This window comes from Vibrio sp. Vb0888, from assembly GCF_033338835.1.
GTDB lineage: Bacteria > Pseudomonadota > Gammaproteobacteria > Enterobacterales > Vibrionaceae > Vibrio > Vibrio alginolyticus.
Genome location: NZ_JAWOTL010000002.1, coordinates 262,340 through 287,708, shown reverse-complemented (window position 1 = coordinate 287,708; position 25,369 = coordinate 262,340). Strand labels below are relative to the sequence as shown.

Annotated in this window: 22 protein-coding genes; 9 read left to right on the top strand and 13 right to left on the bottom strand. The window is 45.0% G+C overall.

Going from position 1 to position 25,369, the window contains the following annotated elements; translation table 11 throughout:
* Positions 1–43: 43 nt before the first annotated feature.
* Both R7P72_RS05365 and R7P72_RS05360 read right to left on the bottom strand, forming a co-directional pair.
* Positions 44–916 carry a patatin family protein gene (locus R7P72_RS05365; RefSeq protein WP_005374891.1) on the bottom strand — a complete coding sequence of 291 codons (873 nt, stop codon included), beginning with the start codon at positions 914–916 and terminating at the stop codon, positions 44–46.
* A gap of 190 nt (positions 917–1,106) precedes the next feature.
* Positions 1,107–1,748: a MarC family protein gene (locus tag R7P72_RS05360; RefSeq protein ID WP_213906948.1), complete on the bottom strand. Its 642-nt coding sequence runs from the start codon at positions 1,746–1,748 to the stop codon at positions 1,107–1,109.
* 194 nt (positions 1,749–1,942) lie between these two features.
* On the opposite strand from R7P72_RS05360, the gene nfsA reads away from it, so the two are divergent.
* Positions 1,943–2,665: an oxygen-insensitive NADPH nitroreductase gene (gene nfsA, locus R7P72_RS05355; RefSeq protein ID WP_005374887.1), complete on the top strand. Its 723-nt coding sequence runs from the start codon at positions 1,943–1,945 to the stop codon at positions 2,663–2,665.
* 69 nt (positions 2,666–2,734) lie between these two features.
* On the opposite strand, the gene R7P72_RS05350 is transcribed toward nfsA, so the two are convergent.
* Positions 2,735–3,628 carry a hypothetical protein gene (locus tag R7P72_RS05350; RefSeq protein WP_005374885.1) on the bottom strand — a complete coding sequence of 298 codons (894 nt, stop codon included), beginning with the start codon at positions 3,626–3,628 and terminating at the stop codon, positions 2,735–2,737.
* A gap of 458 nt (positions 3,629–4,086) precedes the next feature.
* On the opposite strand from R7P72_RS05350, the gene R7P72_RS05345 reads away from it, so the two are divergent.
* The 3 genes from R7P72_RS05345 (at position 4,087) to R7P72_RS05335 (ending at position 7,995) form a co-directional block, all read left to right on the top strand.
* Positions 4,087–5,205 carry a polysaccharide export protein gene (locus tag R7P72_RS05345; protein WP_017820139.1) on the top strand — a complete coding sequence of 373 codons (1,119 nt, stop codon included), beginning with the start codon at positions 4,087–4,089 and terminating at the stop codon, positions 5,203–5,205.
* A gap of 129 nt (positions 5,206–5,334) precedes the next feature.
* Positions 5,335–5,775, top strand: coding sequence for a phosphotyrosine protein phosphatase (locus R7P72_RS05340; RefSeq protein WP_031780905.1), 441 nt, complete (start codon positions 5,335–5,337; stop codon positions 5,773–5,775).
* A 51-nt stretch (positions 5,776–5,826) separates the two neighbouring features.
* On the top strand, positions 5,827–7,995 hold the full coding sequence (locus R7P72_RS05335) for a polysaccharide biosynthesis tyrosine autokinase (RefSeq protein ID WP_005374875.1): 2,169 nt from the start codon (positions 5,827–5,829) through the stop codon (positions 7,993–7,995).
* A 65-nt stretch (positions 7,996–8,060) separates the two neighbouring features.
* Here R7P72_RS05335 and R7P72_RS05330 read toward each other — a convergent pair whose 3' ends face one another.
* Together R7P72_RS05330 and R7P72_RS05325 are read right to left on the bottom strand one after the other, a co-directional pair.
* Positions 8,061–8,432 carry a hypothetical protein gene (locus R7P72_RS05330; RefSeq protein WP_017634450.1) on the bottom strand — a complete coding sequence of 124 codons (372 nt, stop codon included), beginning with the start codon at positions 8,430–8,432 and terminating at the stop codon, positions 8,061–8,063.
* A 7-nt stretch (positions 8,433–8,439) separates the two neighbouring features.
* Entirely contained in the window at positions 8,440–8,748 is a 309-nt protein-coding gene (locus R7P72_RS05325; protein ID WP_005374871.1) for a monooxygenase, read from the bottom strand.
* A 109-nt stretch (positions 8,749–8,857) separates the two neighbouring features.
* Between R7P72_RS05325 and R7P72_RS05320 the strand changes: the two genes are divergently transcribed.
* From R7P72_RS05320 to R7P72_RS05310, 3 genes are all read left to right on the top strand, one after another.
* Positions 8,858–9,748 (top strand): LysR family transcriptional regulator, encoded by an 891-nt coding sequence (locus R7P72_RS05320; RefSeq protein WP_213906949.1) that lies wholly within the window; start codon positions 8,858–8,860, stop codon positions 9,746–9,748.
* A gap of 280 nt (positions 9,749–10,028) precedes the next feature.
* Positions 10,029–11,294 (top strand): DUF1835 domain-containing protein, encoded by a 1,266-nt coding sequence (locus R7P72_RS05315; protein WP_054574882.1) that lies wholly within the window; start codon positions 10,029–10,031, stop codon positions 11,292–11,294.
* Positions 11,295–11,696: 402 nt separating this feature from the next.
* On the top strand, positions 11,697–13,001 hold the full coding sequence (locus R7P72_RS05310) for a dicarboxylate/amino acid:cation symporter (protein ID WP_005397791.1): 1,305 nt from the start codon (positions 11,697–11,699) through the stop codon (positions 12,999–13,001).
* A 104-nt stretch (positions 13,002–13,105) separates the two neighbouring features.
* Here R7P72_RS05310 and R7P72_RS05305 read toward each other — a convergent pair whose 3' ends face one another.
* From R7P72_RS05305 to R7P72_RS05290, 4 genes are all read right to left on the bottom strand, one after another.
* Positions 13,106–13,480 (bottom strand): YkvA family protein, encoded by a 375-nt coding sequence (locus R7P72_RS05305; RefSeq protein ID WP_005458336.1) that lies wholly within the window; start codon positions 13,478–13,480, stop codon positions 13,106–13,108.
* A 213-nt stretch (positions 13,481–13,693) separates the two neighbouring features.
* A complete protein-coding gene (locus tag R7P72_RS05300) occupies positions 13,694–14,818 on the bottom strand; it encodes a M20 family metallopeptidase (RefSeq protein WP_213906950.1) in 1,125 nt (374 codons plus the stop codon).
* Positions 14,819–14,827: 9 nt separating this feature from the next.
* Positions 14,828–15,295 (bottom strand): YjiG family protein, encoded by a 468-nt coding sequence (locus R7P72_RS05295; RefSeq protein WP_213906951.1) that lies wholly within the window; start codon positions 15,293–15,295, stop codon positions 14,828–14,830.
* Entirely contained in the window at positions 15,295–16,032 is a 738-nt protein-coding gene (locus R7P72_RS05290) for a nucleoside recognition domain-containing protein (protein WP_005374846.1), read from the bottom strand. Before R7P72_RS05290 ends, R7P72_RS05295 begins: the two co-directional genes overlap by 1 nt.
* A 448-nt stretch (positions 16,033–16,480) precedes the next feature.
* Here R7P72_RS05290 and R7P72_RS05285 point away from each other — a divergent pair, with 448 nt between their 5' ends.
* Both R7P72_RS05285 and R7P72_RS05280 read left to right on the top strand, forming a co-directional pair.
* Positions 16,481–16,768, top strand: a complete 288-nt coding sequence (locus tag R7P72_RS05285) for a hypothetical protein (RefSeq protein WP_049872671.1) — start codon at positions 16,481–16,483, stop codon at positions 16,766–16,768.
* A gap of 96 nt (positions 16,769–16,864) precedes the next feature.
* Complete coding sequence (locus tag R7P72_RS05280; RefSeq protein ID WP_005374842.1) at positions 16,865–17,581, top strand: DsbA family protein; 717 nt, start codon at positions 16,865–16,867, stop codon at positions 17,579–17,581.
* 69 nt (positions 17,582–17,650) lie between these two features.
* Here R7P72_RS05280 and R7P72_RS05275 read toward each other — a convergent pair whose 3' ends face one another.
* From R7P72_RS05275 to malQ, 4 genes are all read right to left on the bottom strand, one after another.
* Positions 17,651–19,711, bottom strand: a complete 2,061-nt coding sequence (locus R7P72_RS05275; protein ID WP_005374841.1) for an alpha-amylase — start codon at positions 19,709–19,711, stop codon at positions 17,651–17,653.
* A 180-nt stretch (positions 19,712–19,891) separates the two neighbouring features.
* Entirely contained in the window at positions 19,892–20,566 is a 675-nt protein-coding gene (gene mtgA / locus R7P72_RS05270; protein WP_031778873.1) for a monofunctional biosynthetic peptidoglycan transglycosylase, read from the bottom strand.
* Between the two features lie 136 nt (positions 20,567–20,702).
* Entirely contained in the window at positions 20,703–22,895 is a 2,193-nt protein-coding gene (glgB, locus tag R7P72_RS05265; protein WP_224721283.1) for a 1,4-alpha-glucan branching protein GlgB, read from the bottom strand.
* Between the two features lie 283 nt (positions 22,896–23,178).
* On the bottom strand, positions 23,179–25,359 hold the full coding sequence (gene malQ / locus R7P72_RS05260) for a 4-alpha-glucanotransferase (protein WP_005374838.1): 2,181 nt from the start codon (positions 25,357–25,359) through the stop codon (positions 23,179–23,181).
* Positions 25,360–25,369 lie beyond the last annotated feature (10 nt).

The window sequence follows — 25,369 nt, the reverse complement described above, 5'->3', positions numbered from 1 at the left end:
GAATATTAAGTAAAAAGAGCCTCACGATGAGGCTCTTTTATAATCAAACGCAAAAATGACAGCTTTCCCGGTCTAAACCATGAACACCAGATAAACTAGTGAGATGCGCTCGCCCCTCAATCAGCCCCATTTCATACCCTTCTAGTAAAACGGATTGTCGCATTGATAAGCGCTGAACATGAAAATTATCTGGTGGGGCAATTACCCTAACATGTGTTCCTGGTGGAGGGTTACGAATAAACTCCAATGATTGATTATAGTTATCTGCACGTCTTAACATCGCATCCGCCATTTTGGGGTGCTCCGCAAAAAGTTTCTTCATCAGCCATGTGGTCTTAACTGGCTTTTTGGCATAATTCAGCGGGTGAGAGAGTACTACGGTTATGTCGCGAGCCCCTCGACGATAAGCCTCACGCACTGGTATAGAGTCAGCGACCCCACCATCGGTATAACAACCGCCAGAAAAACAAGGGGTATGCTTGTAGGCAATCGGTAATGCTGTTGTCGCTTCAATCGCATGGTGAAAATTATCACGTGTCACGCGGTAATAATCTGCCTGCCCTGTATCTACATTTGTTGTCGCTGCGAGAAAAGGAACGCCATTAAACAGTTTATTTTCATCGACGGGATACAAGCGATTAGATTCTTCAAACAGCCACTTCACATCGATGAGGTCCCCACCTTTAACGAAGCGAGTTGGGTCAAAAAAGCGTTTGCTTGTGGCCAGCTTAGTAATGACGTTAATACTGCGATGCGGGTAGTCGGTCAAATACCCAATCAAATTTGATGCACCAGCAGATACACCGATTGCAAAATCAAACGGTTTATAACTCTGCTCTAAAAACGCATCTAACACTCCGCTTGCGAAGACGCCTCGCATCGCGCCACCTTCTACTACAATTGCTTTTGTTGCCATATTTCCCCCATTCTCCTTGCCAAAAGAGTAATGAAATTCGTGCAATCACAACAATTGAATATTCTTATTATTGAAATAGGTGAAGTCTATTTATTTCTCTCTTAGAAAATGAAAACTAAAGTTCAAAAAATCCGTACCCGTTAGAAATGTAATTGCGGGCTTAACCAAGGTGGCAAGGTCTAAGAGAAATCTAGGAGAAAACCGTTTTATAGGCTTCGCCCGCGCCATCAATAAACATTTGAGTACCAATAACCGCTAGAATTAAGCCCATCATTTTAGTCACAACATTTAGAGCACTTGGTCCAACCGCTTTGACCAATTTGTCTCCAAACAAAAACAGTACATAGGTGATCACACAAAGGACAGCGAAAGAAACGATAGTAATAATGGTTTGATCGAAACCACCCGCTGTCGCAAAGTTCATCGCGGTAGCAATCGTTCCGGGCCCAGCTAATATTGGCATCGCCAATGGAGACACTGCAATACTCAATGTCGCCCGTTGCTGAGCTGGTGAATACGCCTTCTCTTTGGTTTTCTGATGCGTCGAATCACCTTGAAGCATGTTAAAACCTATCAAAAACACCAAAATACCGCCTGTTATTCGCAATGCATAAAGCGTGATACCAAACAAATCAAAAATTAACTTACCGGCAATAGAAAATATCGCGATGATAATAAATGCAATAAAGACTGAGCGGAGCGCAATGGAACGGATGGTTTCTTTATCTTCATCAGCAGTTAAACTCAAAAAGATGGGAATATTGGCGATAGGGTTCATGATGGCAAAGAAGCCCATAAACACCGTAACTGTATGAACAATGAGTTCTTTCATATTTTCCACTGCATTTAAATTATTGATTCTAAAAACAGTATATACGCTCTCAAACAGAACGAGTGGTGTATTCTCGATTCGTCTTCACACTTATGCACCAAGCATTGTTTTTCTTTTGAGATAGTTTACCGACTCATCAAATGTCGCTAAGGTGAGTCTTCAGCCTTTAACGTAACAGGGGATGTTAAGTCACCATGAACAGCACGATTCAAACAATTCTCAATCACCGCTCAATTCGAAAATTCACCTCACAACCGATTGAGAGTGAACAATTATATGCCATTCTTCAAGCCGGCCTTGCGGCATCCTCATCAAGCATGTTGCAAGTCGTTTCAATTATCCGCGTGACCGACAAAGAAAAACGCACGCTATTAGCTCAATATGCCGGAAATCAAGGGTACGTTGAAAGCGCGGCTGAGTTTTTGGTGTTTTGTATTGATTACCAGCGCCATGCCAGTATCAACCCAGATGTTCAAGCTGACTTTACCGAGTTAACGCTAATAGGCGCTGTAGACTCGGGCATCATGGCACAAAATTGCTTGCTTGCGGCGGAGTCGATGGGACTAGGAGGTGTGTATATTGGTGGTTTACGAAACAATGCCCAAAAAGTAGACGAATTATTAGGTTTACCTAAAAATACCGCCATTTTATTTGGTATGTGTCTTGGTCATCCAGATCAAGCCCCTGAAGTAAAACCTCGCCTACCTAAGCATGTCGTGGTGCATGAAAATCAGTATCAAGACCTAAACTTGGATGATATTCAGACGTATGACCAAACTATGCAAAACTACTATGCAAACCGTTCGAGCAATCAAAAACAGAGTACTTGGTCACAAGAAGTCACCAGTAAACTGGCTGGCGAATCACGTCCGCACATCCTGCCTTACTTAAACAGAAAAGGGCTCACTAAAAGGTGATGACCACAATACGATAGGATCAAAAAAGGCCTCTGAAGAGGCCTTTAGAATCTGTCAGCAAAAGCTTGCTTAGTTACCGCCTGTCGCGCCAGTGCCTGTACCCGGTGGATCTTCAGGTTCAATTGGCTCACCGACTTCCGCATCTGGAATTTGTGGTACGTCAGGTTCGATATCTTCTAATGGAATGTCGTTATCGATAGCCTCTTGTACATCAGCAACAACTTTCTGAGTATCTTCAGCTGGAATCGTTACGTAGATAACGTCACCTGAATCATTCTCAGGATAATTTGGGTTCGCCGCGATTACATCTTCTGTGATTGCTTTTGCAGCAACAGCTACAGCTTCAGGCGAAGCTGTTGGGTTCGCTTTGATGATATCTGATACAACGTTTGCTGTTGCAACTAGCTGAGTAGCAAGTGCGCTGTTACCACCCTCACTGCCAAGTCCTGCTACTACAGATTCTGTATCACGAAGGATTTCGTCAACTGTTTTACCACTTGCATTGATATCGATACCCAAATTCTCGAATACTTTTTCAGCGATATCAGAAGAGTATACTTCACCATCTTTTAAAGAGTTAGCAACCAAAGTCGTAAATGGAGAGCCTGTTACCAATGAATCCGCCTGGGCTAGGCCTTGAGGGATTTTGTAGTCAGATGTAATAGGTTTGCCATTTGACGCGTCTTTACTATCTTCTGTGTGCGTTAATACGAAAGCACAATCACCTGGCGCATTTACAACGTTGATATTTTCAAAACGCGCTTTACCAACCATACCTTCATAGTTTGTTGTATTTTCAATCGCGTCGTATGTCTCACCACCACATACTGCTTGAACTTTCATGCCGATAACAGCTGGGTCATAAGCCTGAACTGAGTATCTTTTTACCTCAGGGTCGCTGTCACTACCACAACCTGCTAGTAGGACTGCTGCCACACTTGCCGTTAAAAGTTTGATTTTCAAAATTAGCTCCAATATTTGTTGTTATATCCGACCGCAACAGGAAGCATAACGGCAGTTGCATATAGTGTAAATAGGATGCATACAACTTTGGCATGAGTTTTTTCACATTCTTGCCTGTTTGCTTGTGCAAAATCATGCATTCATCTCAATAACGTTAAATAGACACAATTTTGTCATGTATTCGTCAGTATTTTTTCAAGTAACTTGTTGCCTTTATTGCAACCAGATGGATAATAGTTGACTATTTTTTGTGGGTCGGATTTTCACACCTTCATTAATGAAACTAAGAGCTCTAAGTCGCTAGCAGCCATTTGGAGTGTTTATTACACAAATAATTCTGAATGGACTCGCTTTCTAAAGGCTTAAAACTGCAGTAAATCATCAATATTGATGAAATGCAGTTCAATTAGAATGAATCAATTTCAGTCGGCAAACTTTCTTTCGGTAGTTATAAACCAATGAACACATTTAATAAATTTTTGGGGATATCAGTACTTCCTATCCTTCTTACAGGGTGTACTTTGCCTGGTAGCCACCTTTCGGTCAGTGACAAAACCGTCATGAGCACTGAATCGAGTGATATAGAGTCTCAGGTTACCGTTTATCCCTTAACTTTGGAGCGCGTAACGTCTTTAAATTCAGTGGACCCTTTTTCAAAACCAAACCCAGAGTTAGATATTGAAATCGCAAAATATGAATACGAAGTAGGACCTGGCGATATCCTAAATATCACTATTTGGGATCACCCAGAGCTAACGATCCCAGCGGGCTCATACCGAAGCTCAGCCGAAGCGGGTAACTGGGTGCATTCGGATGGCACGATCTTCTACCCTTACATAGGTGTCGTACATGTTGAAGGCAAAAACGTACGTCAGATTCGTGCAGACATTGCAAGCCGCCTTGCAAAATACATTGAGAGCCCACAGGTCGATGTAAGCGTTGCGGCATTTCGCTCTAAAAAGACTTATGTAACTGGCGAAGTTAACAAGCCAGGACAACAACCAATTACAAACATCCCCCTTACACTTCTAGATGCTGTGAATAGAGCTGGCGGACTGGCTGCCGAGGCTGATTGGCGTAATGCGACACTGACACGCAATGGCGTTGTTGAAAACGTCTCTTTGTATGCTCTGATGCAACAAGGCGATTTAACTCAAAACCGCCTTCTAAAGCCTGGTGATATTGTTCATATTCCTCGAAACGATGCGCAAAAAGTATTTGTTATGGGCGAGGTTAACGATCCGAAATTACTCAAAATTGATCGTAGCGGCATGAGCCTTACTGAGGCTCTTAGCAGCGTTGGTGGTATCAGTGAAATCTCCGCAGATGCTACCGGTGTGTTTGTCATCAGACGTTCAAAAGAAGAAGCTAAAATGGCGGACATTTATCAGCTAGATGTTTCTGACGCTTCTGCTTTGGTGATTGGTACTGAGTTTGATCTCAACCCTTACGACATAGTCTATGTGACGGCTGCACCTGTTAGTCGTTGGAATCGTGTGATTGCTCAGCTCGTTCCAACCATTTCCGGCTTTAATGAACTAACTGAAGGTGTACTACGAGTACGCACTTGGCCGTAAAACAACGTGCCGCAAGAAAATTATCTCTTGCGGCACGTAATCGATAGCTACTCAGCTCAATTGCGCAATATAAAGAAGCCAGCAATTCAGTTGAGATCATAAGCATACAACTTAAAGTAGGGTAAGCATTTGTTTTCTAATATTCTTGTCGTCTGTGTCGGTAATATTTGCCGCTCTCCAACAGGAGAGCGGCTTTTGCAGTCTTTACTACCAAACAAACATGTCGCATCAGCAGGAATCGCAGTAGATAAGAGCCATCTAACGGGAAAAGCTGCTGACGAGATGGCAACCACTATCGCGAACGAACATAGCGTAAGCTTAGATGGACACGAAGCACGACAATTAACACCTGAGCTTTGCGCTCAATACGATCTGATATTGGTTATGGAAAAAGGTCATTTAGAAGCCTTAACCAAAATCGCTCCTGAGGCACGAGGTAAAACGATGCTGTTTGGACAGTGGATAAATGAACAAAACATCCCTGATCCATACAGACAAAGTAGAGAAGCTTTCGAACATGCATATACGCTTATAGAAAAAGCAGCAAAAGCGTGGTCTCAAAAACTATAAGCCGCAAGGCTAAATAAACGCCAATGGCAAGGTATTTAAGAAGTTAAAGTAATGACAACACAAACTATTAAGCAATCACGTCAAGCCGACGATGAGATCGATTTGGGAAAGTTATTTGGGATCATTCTCGATGCCAAATGGCTCATTCTATGTACCGTAGTCCTATTTTCGATTATAGGCGTCGGCGTTGCCATTCTATCAACACCTATCTATAAAGCTGACGCTCTTATCCAAATCGAAAGTAAGAGTTCAGGTGGTATTTCAGCGATGGTTGGTGATATGGGAGAGCTGTTTTCAGCAGAATCATCAGCGACAACAGAAATAGAGATCATCAAATCTCGTATGATCTTGGGCGGTACTGTTGATAAGTTCAACTTAACGACTGTCGTTTCTCCAAACTACATGCCAATTATTGGTAAAGGCCTAGCTCGACTACAAGGTGAGCAAATCAGTCTGAGCGTTTCACGATTTAATGCTCCTTCTTACGCAGTTGGCGTTCCTTTAACTCTTGAAGTTATTGATTCTGAAAAACAGACGTTCAGGCTCTTAGAAGATGACAATAACGTCATTCTAGAAGGTAAAGTTGGTGAACTGCTTGAGAAGAATGGATACCAGTTTTTGGCGACTGAACTTGTGGCTCAAACTGGTGACTCATTCACGGTCAGCAAAATCAGTAAATTAGATGCAATTAATAAACTTCAAGAAAACTTATCGATTAGCGAACGTGGTAAGCAAACCGGGATTATATCTTTAAGCTTCTCTGGTGAAGACCGCGCTAAGATTCAAGATATCTTGAACGACATTAGCCAAAACTACTTCTTACAAAACGTTCAAAGAAATTCTGCAGAGGCAGAGCAAAGCCTCGAGTTCTTGAAAGGTCACCTCCCAGACATCAAAACAAAACTGACCGCTTCTGAAGACGTTTTAAATCGGTTCCGTCAAGAAAATGAATCTATCGATTTAGGCCTTGAAGCTCAGTCAACGCTGAAAGTAATGGTTGAGTTAGAAGCACAGCTAAATGAGCTTACATTCAAAGAAAGTGAGATCAGCCAACGCTTCACACAGGATCACCCAGCTTATAAGTCGCTACTTGATAAACGTGAAACACTACTAAAAGAGAAAGAACGTCTTAATAAACAAGTTCAAAAGTTACCGAAAACACAGCGTGAAGTTCTACGTATGACACGCGATGTAGAAGTAAACCAACAAATCTACATCCAACTATTGAACAAGGTTCAAGAGCTCAACATTATTAAAGCCGGAACAGTTGGCAACGTTCGAATCTTAGATAACGCTCAATCTTTCTCTAAGCCAATCAAGCCGAAAAAAGCGCTTATCGTTGTGCTAGCAACACTGCTTGGCGGTATGGCAGGCGTGGCTTTCGTATTAATTCGTGCAGCATTCCACCGTGGTGTGGAAACACCAGATCAAATTGAACAGATTGGCATGCCAGTTTACGCAAGCGTTCCAAAATCTATTCAACAACTGGAATTTGCAAACAAGCTTAAGCGCAACAAAGGCAGCAACAATGAGCTAGTCCTTCTAGCGGAAGCTAACCCAGCTGATCTTTCCATTGAGGCTCTACGTAGTCTTCGCACTAGCTTGCACTTTGCAATGATGGAAGCGAAGAATAACGTTCTTATGATTTCAGGTCCTGCACCATCTATCGGCAAAACATTTGTATCGACCAACTTTGCGGCCGTCGCTGCGAAAACCGGTCAGAAAGTGCTGCTTATTGATGCGGATATGCGTAAAGGTTATTTGCAGCAATGCTTCGGTCTACGCTGGGACAACGGTCTTTCTGATTACTTGAGCGGTAAGACATCCCTTAGCAACATCATTAAATCTACATCCATTGATAATTTAGATGTTGTGACTCGCGGCCAAGTACCACCAAATCCGTCAGAACTTCTTATGCACCCTCGCTTCAAGAGCTTTGTTGACGAGATGTCTGCACAATACGATCTAGTCATCATCGATACGCCGCCTGTACTCGCAGTTACCGACCCAAGCATTGTTGGCGCGCTTGCAGGAACAACTCTGATGGTCGCTCGTTTTGATCAAACGACTTTGAAGGAGATTGAAGTCGCGCAAGGTCGCTTCGAGCAATCAGGCGTTGAAGTTAAAGGTGTGATTCTCAATGCAGTTGAGAAAAAAGCATCTAACTCATACGGCTATGGATACGGCTACTATAACTACGCGTACAAAAGCGAATCATAACTTGAATTTAGATCGCTAATTAAACCAAATATGACAAAGCCCTGCTAGAAACAGCAGGGCTTTTTCTATTGCACTCTTAGTTGCTTGTACGTAATCAAACTAAGCAAGACAAAGAATATTGGGTCACTCCAACCAAAACCGACAAATACTCCGATAATGCCGGCATAGGTAGTAATCACTGCCCCTAAGCCATTAGTAATCAATAATGCTTTAAACAGCTGTTTCGCAGTATGCCCTGATTCCACATTACGTAACATCAAACTCACCGCTGCGATTCCACCTAAAAAGATCGAAGTATGCTGCGATAAAAACAGCGCGTACTGGTCGTTAATTTGTACTCCATACATCGGCCACATTATGGTTGGTACAAAAAACAACGCAAAAGCGAATACCGTATATACGACACCATGAACGGTTAGAAAAGTGCGGTTGGTCATCATCTCCTTATCCTCTAATAGGCCCTTGATTGAGCGTCGTTAACGGCACATTGATATCGAAAATTTGACCTCGTACTTCGACTACGCCCATTTTTCGTAAGCGTGCGGCATGCATTTCGAGATACGCTTGCGCCGTGGCTTCATCTTCAAAAAGATAGATACCACCACCGAGTTTGTCTTTTTCGCTTTCCGTCCAGATTTTCCAAATCATGCCCGGCTCTTGGTTAATCGACTTAGCTAAGTCGACCAGAGCATTCGACATCTCGTCACCAAACGGACCATGAAATTCAAAATCAACTTGCAATAATTTCGCCATCTTGAGTCTCCTCTTCTTATTGACTCGTTTTCGATGACAAGATTATTACCTTTATAAAACTGACAGAAAAGTTCATAATTTCGCCATTAACTGTCTAAAAAATTGAATCATGAGACTAAAAACGACCTTAGAACAATGGCAAACGCTACAAGCGATTAATCAAGAAGGCAGCATTCAATCCGCAGCTTTACTGCTCAACAAGAGCCATACTACATTGATCTACTCGGTGAGGAAGTTAGAAGACCAACTTGGTATTCAACTTATCGAAGTACGAGGGCGCAAAGCGGGTTTGACAGAGCACGGCAAAACCATACTGCGTCGTGCACAATCCATGCTTGAACAAGCGCGGGAACTAGAAGTCATCAGCGAGCAGTTAAAAAGTGGGGTGGAATCTCAAATCACGGTCGCAGTAGATCATCTTTGTGACCCTTGTTGGCTTTATGCACCACTCAGTCAATTTTTGGAGGACAACAACACGACCTCCGTTCAAGTGGTTGAAACGTCACTGAGCAAAACAACCGAAATGGTCGTAAATGAGCTCGCTGACATCGCAATCATCAACTTACCGATAACCAACTACCCTGCCGAAGCATTTGGCGTAACAACCATGCTGCCTGTAATCGCAACACACCATCCACTCGCTAAAAAGCCGCATGTTTCCATCGACGATTTTGCAACCACCAGCCAAATTGTCATCCGTGACTTAGGTGATTCAGACAAAACGAAAAGAGATGTGGGTTGGTTACGCGCACGTCAGCGTATTACCGTCGATAACTTCGACCACGCTTTTCACGCCGTAGAGCAAGGCGTTGGGTTTTGTCGGCTACCAGCGCACTTAGTCTCAGCCCGAAAGAGCGATAAAATTAAAGTATTGGAGATCGAACACTCCCATCAATATCAAGTTGCGCTGCACCTCACTTTGCCCAAAGGAGCCAAAAGTGGTCCTGCGACTCAAGCGCTTTATCGTACTTTACTCAAAAGTGTAGAAACTCGAGTCTAGCAACAGTGGTATTGAGTTGAATCGCTAGTGTTATCGGCTATTGATTCTCCCTAAATATAGAGAAACGGCCATTTTGTGACGCTACACTCTCACAAAAGGTTGCACGAAGGATAGCGACCACCTACTATCACTCTGCTCATGCCTAAAGCACCCAACACTCGCGGAAAGAACTCGGTTCATGGCAATATCCTCACCTGCTTGGTTTAGCAGGCACAATCTGTTTTTACCTTCTTTTTTGCTTCTATATAGGCGAGTGTGGAAGAAATAAGAAAGGTGAAATATGAACTCTACAAATAGCTTCTCGATCAATATCAATCAGCAAAAATCCATTGCTAAAAAAAGGCTCAAAGCTATCCGCCTATACGATGACGCCATGTTGGAGTTAGTTAAGCGATTTCACTCCAAACCAGAATCTTTGGGTCCCAATACAATTCAATTGGCTGACGTTCAACATGCACTCGCAAGAGAACTGGGCTTTTCCAGTTGGAGTAAACTAAAAGCTCATGTCGAAGAGCTAGAAGCGCACAAACTAGCCATCAAACAACAAAAACCGCCCCTAGATGCGAAAGTAAAAACGCTACACGTTCGTTGCGGTCACGATATACAACAACAGCTTAAAACCAGTGGATTTGAAGGGACATTTTTAGCCCTGATCGATCCGCTTTGTATTGGCCCCATACCAGCAACACCGCAGAACTTCCTTGCCATTCGTGCCCAATATGTCGTAGAGACTCTGCTGCCTGTGATGAAGCGTGAAGACTCGGTTCAAGATATAGTCACATTGGAACAATCAAACCTCGATCTGTTGCAAAGTGATGTATTTGAACGAATCGTCTTTTGGGTCGAACATGACAGTTATGATCAATTGATGCTAATTCGTGCTCTAACACAGTTAGAGAATGTAGAGAATAAAGTGATAGAGATCATTGAGTTGAACCAGTTCCCGGGCACTGAACGATTCATCGGCTTTGGGCAGTTGCCTGAAGAAGCTATTCGTTCTTGTTGGCGATACCGTAAACCTGTGACAGCAAAATTATTCAGTCAGGCTAAACGGTGTTGGCACGCTATTACATCACCGACACCTATTTCCATAGTTAATTTGATTCAGCAGCATAACCTGGATTGCTTGCCCAATATATTCAACGTGCTTAAACGCCATTTGCAAGAGTTACCTAATTCACAAACTGGATTGAGCTTGACACAACACCTCGCACTAAAGGTCTTGAGCTCGCAAAATCGTTCAATTCCCATCAAAGATTGGTTTGAGCAATATCAACAACTAGAACCTCTTCCTTACCTAGGAGACGTGATGTTTTACGCGTTACTCCTCCCTCTAGCACAGTGTCAAACACCTTTGATCACGATTGAGTCACGTGAAAGGCACTGGTGGGAACAAAGCGTCCGTATCACTGAGGCTGGCAAGCAGTGTTTGGAAGGCTTAATACGAGCGAAACAATGCTATTGGGTTGGAGGGATTAAAAATACCAGTCAGAATTATTGGAGTTGGGATCACCTCCAATTATCTACATTGACCAACCATCATTGATTCAGCGGATAGGTAACATAAGCAGGGGCATAGACGGCTCGTTAGCCCCTGGTGTTCAGCCCAATACAAAAACAGTCAAAAAGAGACGGCTTCTAGCCTGAATAAAATCTAGATAGTTATGCAAGAGCAACACTCCTTAAAGGTAATATGCACTCCATTTACTACCAAAAATAAATGTAAACACTCCTTCTTATCGGTTGTATGTTCGATAAAAGTGTTAAAATACAAACTTTTCGACCAGTCAAATAGTTAAGATTTAGTTAAAACTCTATTTTTATTAGTGATAAAGTTCACATCTATTAACCATTTAGAGGATTATTCTTTTGTATTTTCTCACTCCACTGCTACTCTGCTCGCCGCTTTGAAGTGAACTCAAGGTGCATAACTATAAGGAGTGTTCTCATGAATACCAAGAAACCGATGTCGCTAACCAGCCGCGTAATTTTGGGGATGGTAGCGGGTATCTTGACAGGATTTGCAATTCGCACACTTTTTGCCGGCAACGGATTTGTCGACGCATACATTGTTAATGGATTATTTGAAGTTGGTGGACAGATCTTCGTCGCCAGCTTAAAAATGCTCGTAGTCCCTCTAGTGTTTGTTTCACTAGTTTGTGGTACTAGCTCCCTCAAAGACCTTTCTACACTGGGTCGCATGGGTGGTAAAACCCTCGCTTTCTACGTTACAACAACGGCTATCGCGATTACGCTTGCTCTAACTATGGGTACTCTGTTCCAGCCAGGTGCTGGCGCTGACCTAACCGCAGCAAGTTCATTCAAATCAGCAGAAGCACCATCTTTGGGTCAGGTGATCATCGATATGTTCCCGACCAACCCAATCAGCGCAATGGCAGAAGGTAAAACTCTGCAAGTTATCGTGTTCGCCGTGCTATTCGGTATCGCGATCAGTGCAGCGGGTAAACCAGGCGAACGCATCGCAGCATTCTTCTCTGATCTGAATGAAGTGATCATGAAACTGGTCGCGATTTTGATGAACTTGGCGCCTTATGGGGTGTTCTTCTTAATGGCGAAGCTATTTACTGGTCTTGGTCTGGGCGCGATCGTCAATCTGGCAGAGTACTTCTTAGTACTGGCTGGTACGCTTGTCCTACACGGTCTAGTTACTTACAGCTTAATGTTAAAAGGTTTCACAGGTCTAAACCCAATTACGTTCCTACGTAAGATGGAAGACGCGATCATGTTTGCTTTTTCTACAGCATCATCGAACGCGACGATTCCAGTGACAATGGAAACAGCAAAGCACCGCATGGGTGTTGAGAACCGTGTATCATCGTTCACTGTACCACTTGGTGCAACCGTGAACATGGACGGTACGGCGATCATGCAGGGCGTAGCAACTGCGTTTATTGCTCAAGCTTTCAATATTGATTTAACTATGGGCGATTACCTAATGGTTATCATGACGGCAACTCTGGCGTCTATCGGTACCGCAGGTGTTCCTGGTGTGGGTCTAGTAATGTTGGCAATGGTATTGAACCAAGTAGGCCTGCCTCTAGAGGGTATTGCACTTATCATGGGTGTTGACCGTCTTCTTGATATGATTCGTACCGCGGTAAATATCACTGGTGATAGTGCTGTGACCGTCATCGTTGCGAAATCAGAAGGTGCATTGGATGAAGCTCGCTTCAACGACCCAATGGCAGGCGTAGCCGAAGAAGAAGTGCATCTTAAACGCGCTGACGCCTAAATCGTTCTACGATTACCATTCTGAAATTATATAGTCCTGTCTAAAAGAAAGCCCCGATGGAAACATCGGGGCTTTTGTTTTCTCCGCGTCTAGAAATATTCTTTCTAATCCGCCATCGAATTCAGTTTTTCTCTGGCTTGTGCTTCGTGTTCTTTAGTGATGGCATTACCGACTGAGTTCGCGGCTAAGGTAAGTGCTGCCATGTCATCGGTAAAACCGACGCCAGCGAGTACGTCTGGCACCATATCTGTTGGTAGGACGAAGTAAGCCAGCGCGCCACCTAGTATAGCCTTGTGGCGAACGGCGGTGTTGGAATCTGTCATCGCGAGCCATGATTTTATGCCCATTACGGCAATTTCTTCACCCGCTTTCTTAACCGACCCTTTCATTTTTCGCCAGAATGTTTTCTCATCTGGCGCTTGCATCGTTTGATCTTTGGCGTCTTTCGGCGCCGATTTTACAGACATTGTTGTGGTCATCGTTGCCTCCGAAATTTATGACTATGTCCAACATATTAATAAATCGAACCTGAACGCAAGATTAATAACAAGAAATGATAGTAAAGTGAAACACAGATAGAAAAATCCCCAAACCGAAGTCCGGGGATTATTGCTTTGGAAACAAAAAGTCTTGGAAATCAAAAGTCTTAGAAACCAACAGCTTTGGGAGCCAAGTTTTAGAAGCAGAATGCCTTATTGAGCAATCTTCTCCAGGACACGCATCAACATTTTGATACGTGGTTCGATAGACTCAAGCAACAAGTACTCTTGATCGCTGTGGAAGCCCGCACCGATAGGACCTAGGCCATCCAAGGTTGGAGCGCCTAGAATCGCCGTGTTGTTTGCATCAGAGCCGCCACCCACTTCTTTCCAGTTGATGTCGATAGCCAGTTCACTTGCGGCTTCTTCAACTAATGCCATCAGGCTTTCCGTTTGCGCACTTGGCACCATAGAAGGTTTGTAAGCTTCACGAACCAACTCGATACTCACACCATCAACGAATGGTGTTTCCAGCATGCCGTTTAGCTTGTTGTCGACATCATCGTATTCTTCGTTGCTCCAGAAACGCACATCCACGATCGCTTCCGCGTGCTCCGGGACGATGTTCGCACCGTTGCCGCCAGAAATAATACCGACGTTCAATGTGGTACCAGATTCAAAGTTGGTCATTGCATTGACAGCCAGAATCCAATTCGCCATCTCAGTGATTGCGCTGCGGCCATTCTCTGGCTCGTTACCTGCGTGAGCTGCAACGCCATTAAAGGTCATTTTGTAGCGAGCCATGCCTTTGCGCGCTTTCACTAAACCGCCGTCTGCACGTGCTGCTTCTGCAACCAGTACATTCTTTGCGTTTTTCGCTACTGATTGAATCCAATCCACAGAATCCAGAGAACCCGTTTCTTCATCTGGGTTCATGCAGATAGCGATAGACAGCTTATCCAACACCGCTTGGTCTAGATTGCGCATCGCGTATACGATGTTCAGCAAGCCAGATTTCATGTCCGAGACGCCCGGACCGTAAGCTTTCTCTGCATCTTGAGACATTGGACGAAGCTCAGCAGTACCCACAGGGAACACGGTATCCATATGACCAATCAGCATCACATCGATTTGCTCAGCTTCCGGCTTATTTCGAACTTCGAGACCGATGCCCGCTCTGCCACAGTCGATGCGTTTTACGCTCCAATCTGACATCGCTTGGTACTTCTCTTCAAATTGAGAAGCGATAAACTCGATACCATCAGTAGTGTAAGTGCCACAATCCACATTAATTAGGGGACGTAGCTCTTCTAGATATTCATTTAGAGAGAATTGCATGACTCACTCCTAGACAAACAGATTCATCACCAGCATTGCGCCAAACGCGTTCAATACTGAGATTGCAACCATAACTGGGATGTAACGACCTTCAGTACCAATTGGCCCCATGATACGACCCATGTACTGAACTTGAGAGCCCATTAGGTAGATAGCAGGCGCAAGAATCGCAATGTGCGTGCCGTTCAGGATACCTTGGTCAAACAGCGTAATCACTACGCCAACCGCACCGCCCATCGACATCCAAGCACCGATCAATACCGCTGCTGCTTCACCCGGCAGACCAAACACCGCCATGATTGGAGAAAACACCGTGCCCATCAGATCCAGCGCGCCTGTGATTTGCAGCGCTTTGATGATAACGAACGCCATCAATACGTTAGGCACCGTAGAGGTAGTCGCAATTACCCAGCCTTTCTTAGCACCCTCGACGAAGATATCCGTCACCATTGGTTTTTTCGCTTTAACGTCACCCATTATGCCGTCTCCTCTTTTAGGTTCTCTGATTTGTTTTGGTCTTGCTTGTCTTCTTTACCTTCCGTCATGTTCAGGTAGATACGGAACAGGTTCGCGCCGATGATCTTAAATGCGAACATCACCACAACTGCTAAACCAATAGAAGACGTTACTGCTAGAGAGCCGTCAGCCATCGTCAGTGTGAACAGCACAGCACCCGATGAGAAGAAGTTCACGATGGTTGCACCTGCAGTGAACTGGAACATGGTAAATACGTCCGTTTCACGCTTAGTTAGGTGACCTTCATCTTTTAGCTGACGCGTCATTGCCGCACCTGCATCGGTACTTTGTAGAGAAGCAATTAAAGCCAGACCAGAGTTACCAGGGATGCCCATTAGAGGACGTAGAAGAGGAGTAAGAAGCTTACGAGCTGCTTCAAGTGCACCGTAGTGCTCAAGTACGTTGATCATACCTAAGGCGAACATAACAGTTGGAATCAAAGTAAGTGCGAAAATGAAACCGTCGCGAGCACCGCTACCACCAGTACCGCGAAGCGACGTTGTTGCAACTTGCACACCGTCAGCCGTTTCGGTGACACCATACGCCACCTTGCCGAAAGAGCCATTGAGCGTTGTAAAATCGAATACACCGTACCATTCGCTAGATTGCATCAGGCCAGAAAAGAACACGACCGCAAACGCCAGAGCAACGTAGCACCCCAGTGTAACTTTACGCTCAGTTTGAACAGGAATTTTCATAACATTACCTACACATGTGGAACTTAACACATATGTTCACCTGAATAATGTGCTAGAGAGATGATCAAAATCAATCCGCCTGCCGAACATTATCGCGACTCAGTTATGAAGTTTTGTTTTATGATTCCAATCACAATTGAAAGATAATAAAAATTTGTGCTAACAATTAGGTATATTAATCTATGTCGATAGCTCACGACTTCTTCATCAACTCAACAAATTATTCTGACGAATATTGCTTTCTACAACATTCATGACGTACTTCATACTTTGGCATTGAGGCAATATCGATTAACTCGAAAGTAACATTCAGCCACGAAATTTAGGTTAGGATGGCCCGGTCATATGTAAACGGCATAAACCAGAATTAACAGGACTATACGACCCATTGTTACGCTCACAATATAAAATAGCCAAATGGACACTCGCCCTCGTGCTTTGGGTGGTGATGATATGCTTAAGCCAAAATTCTGGTTTCTCGAAAAGCTGCCCGAAGGCTCACCAAATACAGAGTCAGCAAGATGAAAGCGTGAATTTATCACCATCTTGCGACCTTTCAGAAAAGCTGGTTCAAGCTTACCAACATCAGTTTGATCATATTCTTATTCCATTTTTTCTGTTTGCTTTGATTGTGGCGCTGCCGATGACAACCACAGCAATTCGCTATCTGGAATACACAGAACCGATACCGGAAAAGTATCGGGTTCACCTAAAACTTTGCGTGTTTAGAGAATAAAGCCAGCAAGGCGAGAGACCTTTCTGCCTGACTTTTGTACATATTTTATTCACTTCACATAACAAACAACGAAATTTAAAAGTTTTAGGAAATATTATGACGTTCACTCGTACACTTTTGGCGTTAACGATGGCTATCGTACCTGCCGTATCTTTCGCATCAGAAAAGACCGCAGAACAAAAGCTAGAGGAAGTTACTCAGATACTAAAAGAAAACCCTCAAATTCTTGATTCATTGCACCAAAACCTTCAAGAGTACATTGCGTATCAACAGTCATTTGGCGACACCTTGAAGGAGGTTCGTCAATATCTAAGTGATGGCAAACACTCCTCTTTTGGTGCTGAAAACCCTGAGTTAACCATTATTAACGTAACAGACTACAGCTGCCCTTTTTGTAAACGTTTAGAAGGAGAGCTGGTCAAAGTTGGTAAGGAATATCCGCAGGTAAAAGTGCTTAACCTCAATGTCTCTTTTAAAGAACAATACGAGAAAAACGGCTACAACTCGGCAAGTTACGCATTAAATGTTTGGCAAAACCAGCGAGATAAGTACGAACAAGTGCATGAGTTATTGGTGAAAAAACCGGGCGCACATGACGCACGTTCCTTAAATCAAATCGCGAAAAAAACGGGGACAGAAGCACAGCTTGTCGACGACAAAGAGACCAAGGCGTTGCTTGATAAAAACTATCAGTATTTCACGCAACTTGGTTTACGCGGCACGCCCGCGTTGATCATTAATGATCAAGTCATTCCTGGCTATGTGCCGTTTGACGAGCTAGAAAAAGTCATCGACCAAGAACTGGCGAACTAATACAACAAAGCCCTTCCCTGATAACTCAAGGAAGGGCTTTTTCTATCTAGGCTTAAAACGAAGTTCTAACTACTTGTCGCGACCCACAAACGCCACAACGACTTTGTCATTGCCAAGCGAGCGAGAGAACACGTACGCGCCTTCTTGTTCAATTACTTGATGCTGACCCGCACCAATCGCTGGGTGCGCTTTACGGAACTGACCAAGAGTTTGCCAGTGTTTGAGCAGCGCTTGCTTCTCATCAGATAGCTTCCATACCATGTCAGAACGAGTGCCTTGGTGGAAATCGTCCGCGTAAGGACCAATGTTACGACCAACTTCATCACCATAATAAACCTGAACAGCACCAGGACTCAGAAGCAGTGCATTCGCGGCGTTACGCTGCATACCGTAATCTTTGAAGCGAGAGAAGAACAACTCCGTATCGTGAGAAGACATGTAGCTCACTGGGTTGAAGTCTTTCTCATTGGCGATAGTATCTGCGTAACTTTGGTAGGTGTCTGCCATTTGGCTGAAACACGCCGCGCCTTTGTCTAATTTCTTCTGCATATCGAAGTTAATCAACGCGTCAAAGCCATCGTCAAAGTAAGGGCTGCGATAAGCGGTATGTCCCCATACTTCACCCATCATCCAGAATGGCTGACCTGACTTACCGTTCTCTTTACGCCACTGCTCAAGGCTGCTTGATGCCTCTTCTTTCAAGCGTTTCCACACATCGCCTTCAACGTGCTTCACCGTGTCGACACGGTAACCATCAATACCAAAGCGTTTCACCCAATCAGTTTGCCACTCAATTAGGTAGTCCGAGACGGTGTAATTGTCACGCTCCTCAACGCGAGTGCCAGGGTTATCCAATAGCCATTGAGCTGGCTTCACGGCTTTGTCTGATTCAGTGATAAAGTCTGGCAAACCCGCCAATGACATGGTGATATCACTGCTGCCCGGAACTGGGTATCCCGGTAGACCTGTTCTTACCCAGTCACCGCCCCACCATTTCGCCCAGTTTGGACTCTGGTAATCAATATTCTGGTGGTAGCTATGCCAGTTTTCGCCCGCTTTTGGTTTCCAATCCCCCCATTTCTTAGGTAGGTCAGCGTTTGGTTTTAACACCTCAATACCGTCAAATTGCAAATCGGCTAACGTTGAGTAACCAGTGTGGTTGATTACTGCGTCCATCAAGACTTTAAGGCCACGTTTATGTGCCTCTTCCACCAGCTTTTTAAGATCAGCTTCGTTACCGAAGTTCTCATCAATCTTGGTAAAGTCACGCGTCCAGTAACCGTGGTAAGCGTAAAATGGGAATGAGCCGCTATCGCCGCCGCCCACAAAACCGTGTACTTGCTCAACGATTGGCGACAACCAAATTGCATCTGTACCTAGGCTCTTTATGTAATCTAGCTTTTCGATCACACCTTTTAGGTCACCACCGTGAAAGGTACCAACCTCTTCTTTACCGTCTTTCTTGCGACCATAGCTGTTATCATTGCTGGTATCGGCATTGTTGAAACGGTCGACCATCACGAAGTAAATATTGGCATTACGGTAATCAAACGGTACTGCTTCTTTGGTTTTCTTCACTGGCTCTAGTAGCACCAAACCGCCTGAGTCTTTGCTTGGCGTCAGCGATACTTGCTGATCTTTTACTTCGACCATTTGACCAGAATAGGCATCACGCAACTTGGTGCCATCGGGGAAACTGTCACCCAGCGCGATGGTGACTTCGCCGCCTTGGTAAACCTCACATTGCACTTGTGGGATTGGGCGTTTGAATTCAGTCTTGGCGGCTTTCTTAGGTTCACGCTTGAAGCGCAGTGTTTTCGCTTCCGCATCAAAAGCAAAAGAGTAATCGCCAGTAAAACGGATTTTTAACGGCAGTTCTGTTGGTTTTCCGCAGTTCAGCGCGATAGGTTTGTTGAATTTGACCTTCTGGCCATCAGGCGCGACACAGTCGCCTTCAACACCCGTGATTTTGAGCGTGTATCCGTCTTTGGTTAAGGGCACAACCAAAGGCTGCTCTGCACTTAACGGAAAGTCACGGCTGTTGGTCGTGGTAGAAATGGTGATGTTTGGCTCGGCGATGGCACTTGCCGATGCAAGCAATAAGGTAGTCGTAATCAGATTCAGTTTCATCGTTCAGTCCATTGGTTGCGCATAGGCGCAGTATTCGTGTTGTAGTTTTATTCACACTAATAGTAAATGGATGAAAAACTGAGCGCATCATTCTGAAAAGCTACGCCCTAAAGCTTGTGACGCTTCACATTTTGCTTTTATGGGGGCGTAGTTCTACTTATGAGCAGGGTAAAAAGGAGTTTAAAGCTGAACGCTACCAAGGTTACGCATTTGTCTCATCGCCCAATTGACGCGGCTGATGGTGTAAGAAGTCTGAGGGTAAACTTTGATGCGATACGGATTTGGCAGCACCACCGCAAGCCTTGCTGCTTGGCGTGTTGAAAGTTGTTTAGCAGGAATACCAAAGTAGTTTTGCGCAGCGGCTTCCGCGCCATAAATACCTGGACCAAACTCCACCACATTCAAATACACTTCAAGAATGCGTTTTTTACTCCACATTGCTTCCATCAGCAGAGCAAAATAAAGCTCATACGCTTTGCGCACATAAGAGTGTGAAGGAAACAGAAACACGTTCTTTGCAGTTTGCTGAGTAATCGTGCTCGCACCGCGAGAGGGACCGCTCTCGCCAGACTCTGAGATCACTTTAAACAAGGAATCAAAATCCACTCCGTAATGGGTCGGGAACTTTTGATCTTCTGTCGCAATCACGGCCAGTTGAATGTGTTTAGAAATATCACTCAAAGGCACCCATTCATTTTGACTCTCTTCAGGAAATCCTTCAGGAGGAGAAATTATGCGGCTGATCTTCCATCCCCAAATTGGTGGATCGATGTATTTCACTATGCCAACGAGCATCACTGGTAAAAGCAAAAGCACCAATAAGATATTGAACAGAAGGGATTTAATCTTTCTCAAAGTCCGACCTAGCCTGATTTCATAAAACAATATGATGCAAGTATAGAGTATGCAGTCTGTTTATCGTTAGTGAAAACTTGGTTAAAAAAAGCCCGATTTACAATGTAAAACGGGCTTAGAATTTGATTAGACTAAATTATTTGTGCAGCTTGTAGAACACGGTTGAAAGTGGAGGCAAACGAAGCTCAAGTGATTGAGGCAGTGATTCACTTTCGACTTGTTCCGTTTTCACACTGGTCAGCACTTTAAAATCGCTTCCGCCGTATTTGCTGTCGTCCGTGTTCAGCAGCAGTTCGTATTGACCTGCATTTGGAACACCTAAACGGAAACGCTCGTGTGGTACGGGCGTAAAGTTGGTGATGATGAGAATACGCTCACCCTCTTTACTGATACGCTCGTGCGCTAGGATGCTTGCATCTGCCTCGTCTTGTAGACGCCACTCAAAACCAGCAGGAACACAATCTTGATCGTGCATCGCCGCTTCATTTCGGTACAAGTGGTTCAAATCGCGCATCAGCTTTTGAACGCCTTGATGACGTTCGTATTCCAGCAAGAACCATTGCAACTGATCATCGTGGTTCCACTCCGCCGTTTGGCCGATTTCCGCGCCCATGAAGTTCAGCTTTTTGCCCGGTTGACCATACATATAACCGTAGTATGCACGTAGGTTTGCGGTTTGCTGCCATTCATCGCCCGGCATCTTGTTATGGATAGAGCCTTTTCCGTACACCACCTCGTCGTGAGAGAGAGACAAGACGTAGTTTTCGCTGTGCGCATAAACCAGCGGGAAGGTGATGGTATTGTGGTGGTATTTACGGTGAACAGGATCTTCTTTGATGTATGAAAGACTGTCGTGCATCCACCCCATATTCCACTTGAAGCCAAAGCCTAAACCACCCATAAAGGTTGGCGCAGACACACCCGGAAACGCCGTTGACTCTTCCGCAATCGTCATCGCATTCGGGAAGTGCTTGTACACTTCTTCGTTCATCCATTTTAAGGTTGCGATTGCGTCGTAGTTTTCGTTGCCACCATCAACGTTCGGGACCCACTGATCGTGGCTACGTGAATAATCGAGATAGAGCATCGACGCAACAGCATCGACACGAATGCCATCAATATGGAATTGTTCAAACCAGTACAGCGCATTCGAGACAAGGAAGCGACGTACATGTTCACGGCCTAAATCGTAAATGTAGGAGTTCCAATCTTGGTGCCAACCGCGACGAGGATCTGGATCATGGAACAGAGGCGTACCATCAAAGTTAGCTAAACCATGATCATCCGATGGGAAATGCGCAGGAACCCAATCCAGCACTACACCGATACCAGCTTGGTGACACGCATCCACGAAGAATTTGAAATCATCAGGTGAGCCAAAACGGCTAGTTGGTGCAAACAAGCCAACAGGTTGATAGCCCCATGAACCATAGAATGGATGCTCAGACACAGGCATCAGCTCAACGTGGGTGTAGCCCATATCCACAAGGTATGGCACCAACTGCTCCGCGAGTTCGCGGTAGTTCAGGAAATCACCGTTCTCGTCGCGCTTCCATGATCCAGCATGTAGCTCGTAAAACGATAACGCTTCATCACGCTTTTGTGTCACTGCACGGTTTTGCCATTTCGCATCTTGCCATTGGTAACGCTTGTGATCGTAGGTAATGGATGCGAACGATGGGTATTGCTCAGAGTAGAAACCCCAAGGGTCTTGTTTGTGTGGCAACCCTTCCCCATTTGGCCCTTTGAGCTCAAATTTGTATTGTACCCCCTCTTCCAAACCAGGAATGAATAGGCCCCAGATACCGTAGTCTAAGCGTTGCATTGGATGACGACGGCCATCCCATTGGTTGAAGCAACCCACAAGGCTAACAGCAGATGCATGTGGTGCATAAACAAGGAAACGCACACCAGAGATGTTTTCACCGCCACGTTCTAGCGTGACAAAGTGTGCGCCCATGTAGTGATACATGTCTTTTGGCGTATGCAGATGCTCGTACTCTTGGTAGATATTGTGGTACTGGTACGGGTCATCAATAATTTGTTCAACACCATTCCAATCGACCGCTAAACGGTAGTGGGTCAGGTGTAAATCGCGTTGCTCTTTTAAGATGAAACCGCTGTCGCCATCACGCTCAAGCGCCACGCGAGGTTCACCATTAACAAGCAGTTCAACCTTGTTTGCGCCCGGCATCCAAACTCTCAGCGAAGCTTCGTCGTCAATGAAAGGACCCAGCGCCGCAAATGGATCTGAGTAAGCCGCCTCAGCAAGCAGTTCGTATGCGCGTTCGTGTTGTTTCTTTATTTTCTTGGTTTTGGTGGTTTTCAAATCTTTCTCCCTAGAGCCAACATCCTTTTCAAGACCAGAGATCTGAATCAAACATCGGTTTCTCCACAGCCAACGTTGTGAACTCACAAAAAGACTCCGCTTCTCACGTTCGTTGCGTAAACGGCGTCAAAATACAAAAATGCCCGCTATTGTCGCGGGCATAATAACGGTACTTCATCCTAACGGATTGTGTTTTAGGAATGAGTGACCTAGACGGAACTTTCGTACCTCTGAGCTAACAAAATTGGTAATCAGCTCGTCCATCTACGCCACTCTAGGCATCTTACTTACTCGCCTGTGCACGAACTTCAGTAAGGCGTTTAGAAATACGGTTCACATCTTCACGGCTGAAGATTTCATCTAGGTTCATCGACAATTTACGACGCCAGTTTGGATACTCATCCACCGTACCAGGAATATTGACCGGTTGATCCATTTCTAGCCAGTCTTCAAGCTGAACACTAAGCAGTGCAGAGTCACCCGCGGCTACGTGCAGTTGCAGCGCTTCGCTTAGGTATGAATCCATTGGCACGTACTGAGCATCATGACCAATGCCTTCTGGCAAATAGCCATGCCAGCGAACACTGTCTAGAATGCCTTGTTTGCACTTCAAGCGGTCAGCGAATAGGCCTTCCAACTGCTGCTCATCAGGGTACAGACCAATCTCACGCCCCATCTTCAAGTCATCACAGTGCCAGAAACCGCGTAGTGTTGGCATATCGTGCGTACACAGCGCAGCCATAGACTGCTCAGCGTAGTGCTTCGGAGAAATAAAACCGCCGTCGTCTTTTGATGTTTCGAAGAAGAAGACTTTGTACGAATGCACACCCGCATCACGAAGGATATCCACGATTTCATCAGGCACAGTACCCAAGTCTTCACCGATTACAGAACACTGATGACGATGAGATTCTAGCGCTAGGATTGCTAGCATGTCTTCAACTGGGTAGTACAGGTAAGCACCTTCTGTCGCTTTCTCGCCTTTTGGAATCCACCATAGACGAAGTAGACCAAGAACGTGGTCAATACGCAGCGCACCGCAGTGTTTCATGTTTGCACGCAGTAGCTTGATGTATGCATCGTAGCCAGTTGCTTCCAACACTTGTGGGTTTAGCGGTGGTAGACCCCAGTTTTGACCTAGTGGACCAAGAACATCTGGTGGCGCACCGATGCTTGCATCCAATACTAGCGCGCCTTCATCAGCCCATGTTTCACTACCAGAATCAGCAACACCAACCGCAAGGTCACGGTACAAACCCACAGCCATGCCTTTTTCTTCGGCTAGCGCTTGCGCTTCTTTGATTTGATCGTCTGCGATCCATTGCAGGTACATGTACAAGTGAACACGATCTTGGTTATCCTTGATGTACTTCTGAGTACCAGCTGCGTCGAATGTGCGGTATTTCTCAGGGAATACAGGCCAACCCCACATGTTTGCATCTTCTGCATGTAAATCAGCATGAAGTGCATCGAATGCAGCTTGATGTAGCAAGCTGTCGCCGCCTTTTTCAACAAAGTCCAAGAAGGCACGAGCGCGATCGGTGTTTTTGTCTAAATGGCGAGCTTTAAACTCACTGAATAGTAGCGGAAGAACGCTCATTTTTAGTTGCGAAACTTCGGTGTAATTCACCCAATGAGAGTCTCGCGCTTTTTGTAAACGTTGTTGGAACTCTGCGCTACCAACACGCTGTTGTGCTTCTGCACTTAGCGCGAATTCAGGTACAGAGCTTACGTCGATGTACATGATGTTCAACCAACGACGAGAAGACGGGCTGTATGGGCTTGCCCCTTCTGGATTCGCAGGGAACAGCGAGTGAATAGGGTTCAAGCCAATGAAGTCACCGCCACGAGAGGCAATATCACTCACCAGTTGTTTTAGGTCGCCAAAATCACCGATGCCCCAGTTATGCTGAGTACGCAGTGTGTAAAGCTGGATACTAGGACCCCATAGCTTTTTGTGTTGGTTTAGATCGTCTTGTTTGAAACACGCTTTCGGCGTAATGATCAATGACATCTCGTAAGGTGTTTTACGACGCTTACGACTGATGATCAGTTTGTGATAACCCCAAGCCAAGTTCTTTGGCAATGCAAACACTAGAGGGCCACCCTCAGCACGCTCATCACGAACAATTTGGGACTGAAGATAGCCTTCAAGTACCTCTCCTTGTTCTGTTTCTAAACGCCAGCTGAATTCACTCTCACGAGCACTCGTACCTAGGTTTAGTTCCACTTCGACTGGTTCGCCGTCGCGTAAAACAAGAACAGGGGCTAGTACGTCTTTTTTATGTTTCTTTTCAGCAGAAGCCAGTAGTTTTTCATCACTGCTAGTATCGTAGCCAAGCGAAGCGAGCAAGCGGCGTAGCGTCTCCTCAGACACTTTAGCCTCATCTCCCCAAGCACTGACATAGCTATCAGCCAATCTCGCCATTTCCGCGACTTTCTTTAATGCTGTTTGTTCTTTCATCGCTTTCTCC

Excerpts from the sequence above, each read along its gene's own strand:
- R7P72_RS05365 (WP_005374891.1), bottom strand. The coding sequence starts at position 916 with ATGGCAACAAAAGCAATTGTAGTAGAAGGTGGCGCGATGCGAGGCGTC.
- R7P72_RS05360 (WP_213906948.1), bottom strand. The coding sequence starts at position 1,748 with ATGAAAGAACTCATTGTTCATACAGTTACGGTGTTTATGGGCTTCTTT.
- nfsA (WP_005374887.1), top strand. The coding sequence starts at position 1,943 with ATGAACAGCACGATTCAAACAATTCTCAATCACCGCTCAATTCGAAAA.
- R7P72_RS05345 (WP_017820139.1), top strand. The coding sequence starts at position 4,087 with ATGAACACATTTAATAAATTTTTGGGGATATCAGTACTTCCTATCCTT.
- R7P72_RS05335 (WP_005374875.1), top strand. The coding sequence starts at position 5,827 with ATGACAACACAAACTATTAAGCAATCACGTCAAGCCGACGATGAGATC.
- R7P72_RS05330 (WP_017634450.1), bottom strand. The coding sequence starts at position 8,432 with ATGACCAACCGCACTTTTCTAACCGTTCATGGTGTCGTATATACGGTA.
- R7P72_RS05325 (WP_005374871.1), bottom strand. The coding sequence starts at position 8,748 with ATGGCGAAATTATTGCAAGTTGATTTTGAATTTCATGGTCCGTTTGGT.
- R7P72_RS05320 (WP_213906949.1), top strand. The coding sequence starts at position 8,858 with ATGAGACTAAAAACGACCTTAGAACAATGGCAAACGCTACAAGCGATT.
- R7P72_RS05315 (WP_054574882.1), top strand. The coding sequence starts at position 10,029 with ATGAACTCTACAAATAGCTTCTCGATCAATATCAATCAGCAAAAATCC.
- R7P72_RS05310 (WP_005397791.1), top strand. The coding sequence starts at position 11,697 with ATGAATACCAAGAAACCGATGTCGCTAACCAGCCGCGTAATTTTGGGG.
- R7P72_RS05305 (WP_005458336.1), bottom strand. The coding sequence starts at position 13,480 with ATGACCACAACAATGTCTGTAAAATCGGCGCCGAAAGACGCCAAAGAT.
- R7P72_RS05300 (WP_213906950.1), bottom strand. The coding sequence starts at position 14,818 with ATGCAATTCTCTCTAAATGAATATCTAGAAGAGCTACGTCCCCTAATT.
- R7P72_RS05295 (WP_213906951.1), bottom strand. The coding sequence starts at position 15,295 with ATGGGTGACGTTAAAGCGAAAAAACCAATGGTGACGGATATCTTCGTC.
- R7P72_RS05290 (WP_005374846.1), bottom strand. The coding sequence starts at position 16,032 with ATGAAAATTCCTGTTCAAACTGAGCGTAAAGTTACACTGGGGTGCTAC.
- R7P72_RS05285 (WP_049872671.1), top strand. The coding sequence starts at position 16,481 with ATGATATGCTTAAGCCAAAATTCTGGTTTCTCGAAAAGCTGCCCGAAG.
- R7P72_RS05280 (WP_005374842.1), top strand. The coding sequence starts at position 16,865 with ATGACGTTCACTCGTACACTTTTGGCGTTAACGATGGCTATCGTACCT.
- R7P72_RS05275 (WP_005374841.1), bottom strand. The coding sequence starts at position 19,711 with ATGAAACTGAATCTGATTACGACTACCTTATTGCTTGCATCGGCAAGT.
- malQ (WP_005374838.1), bottom strand. The coding sequence starts at position 25,359 with ATGAAAGAACAAACAGCATTAAAGAAAGTCGCGGAAATGGCGAGATTG.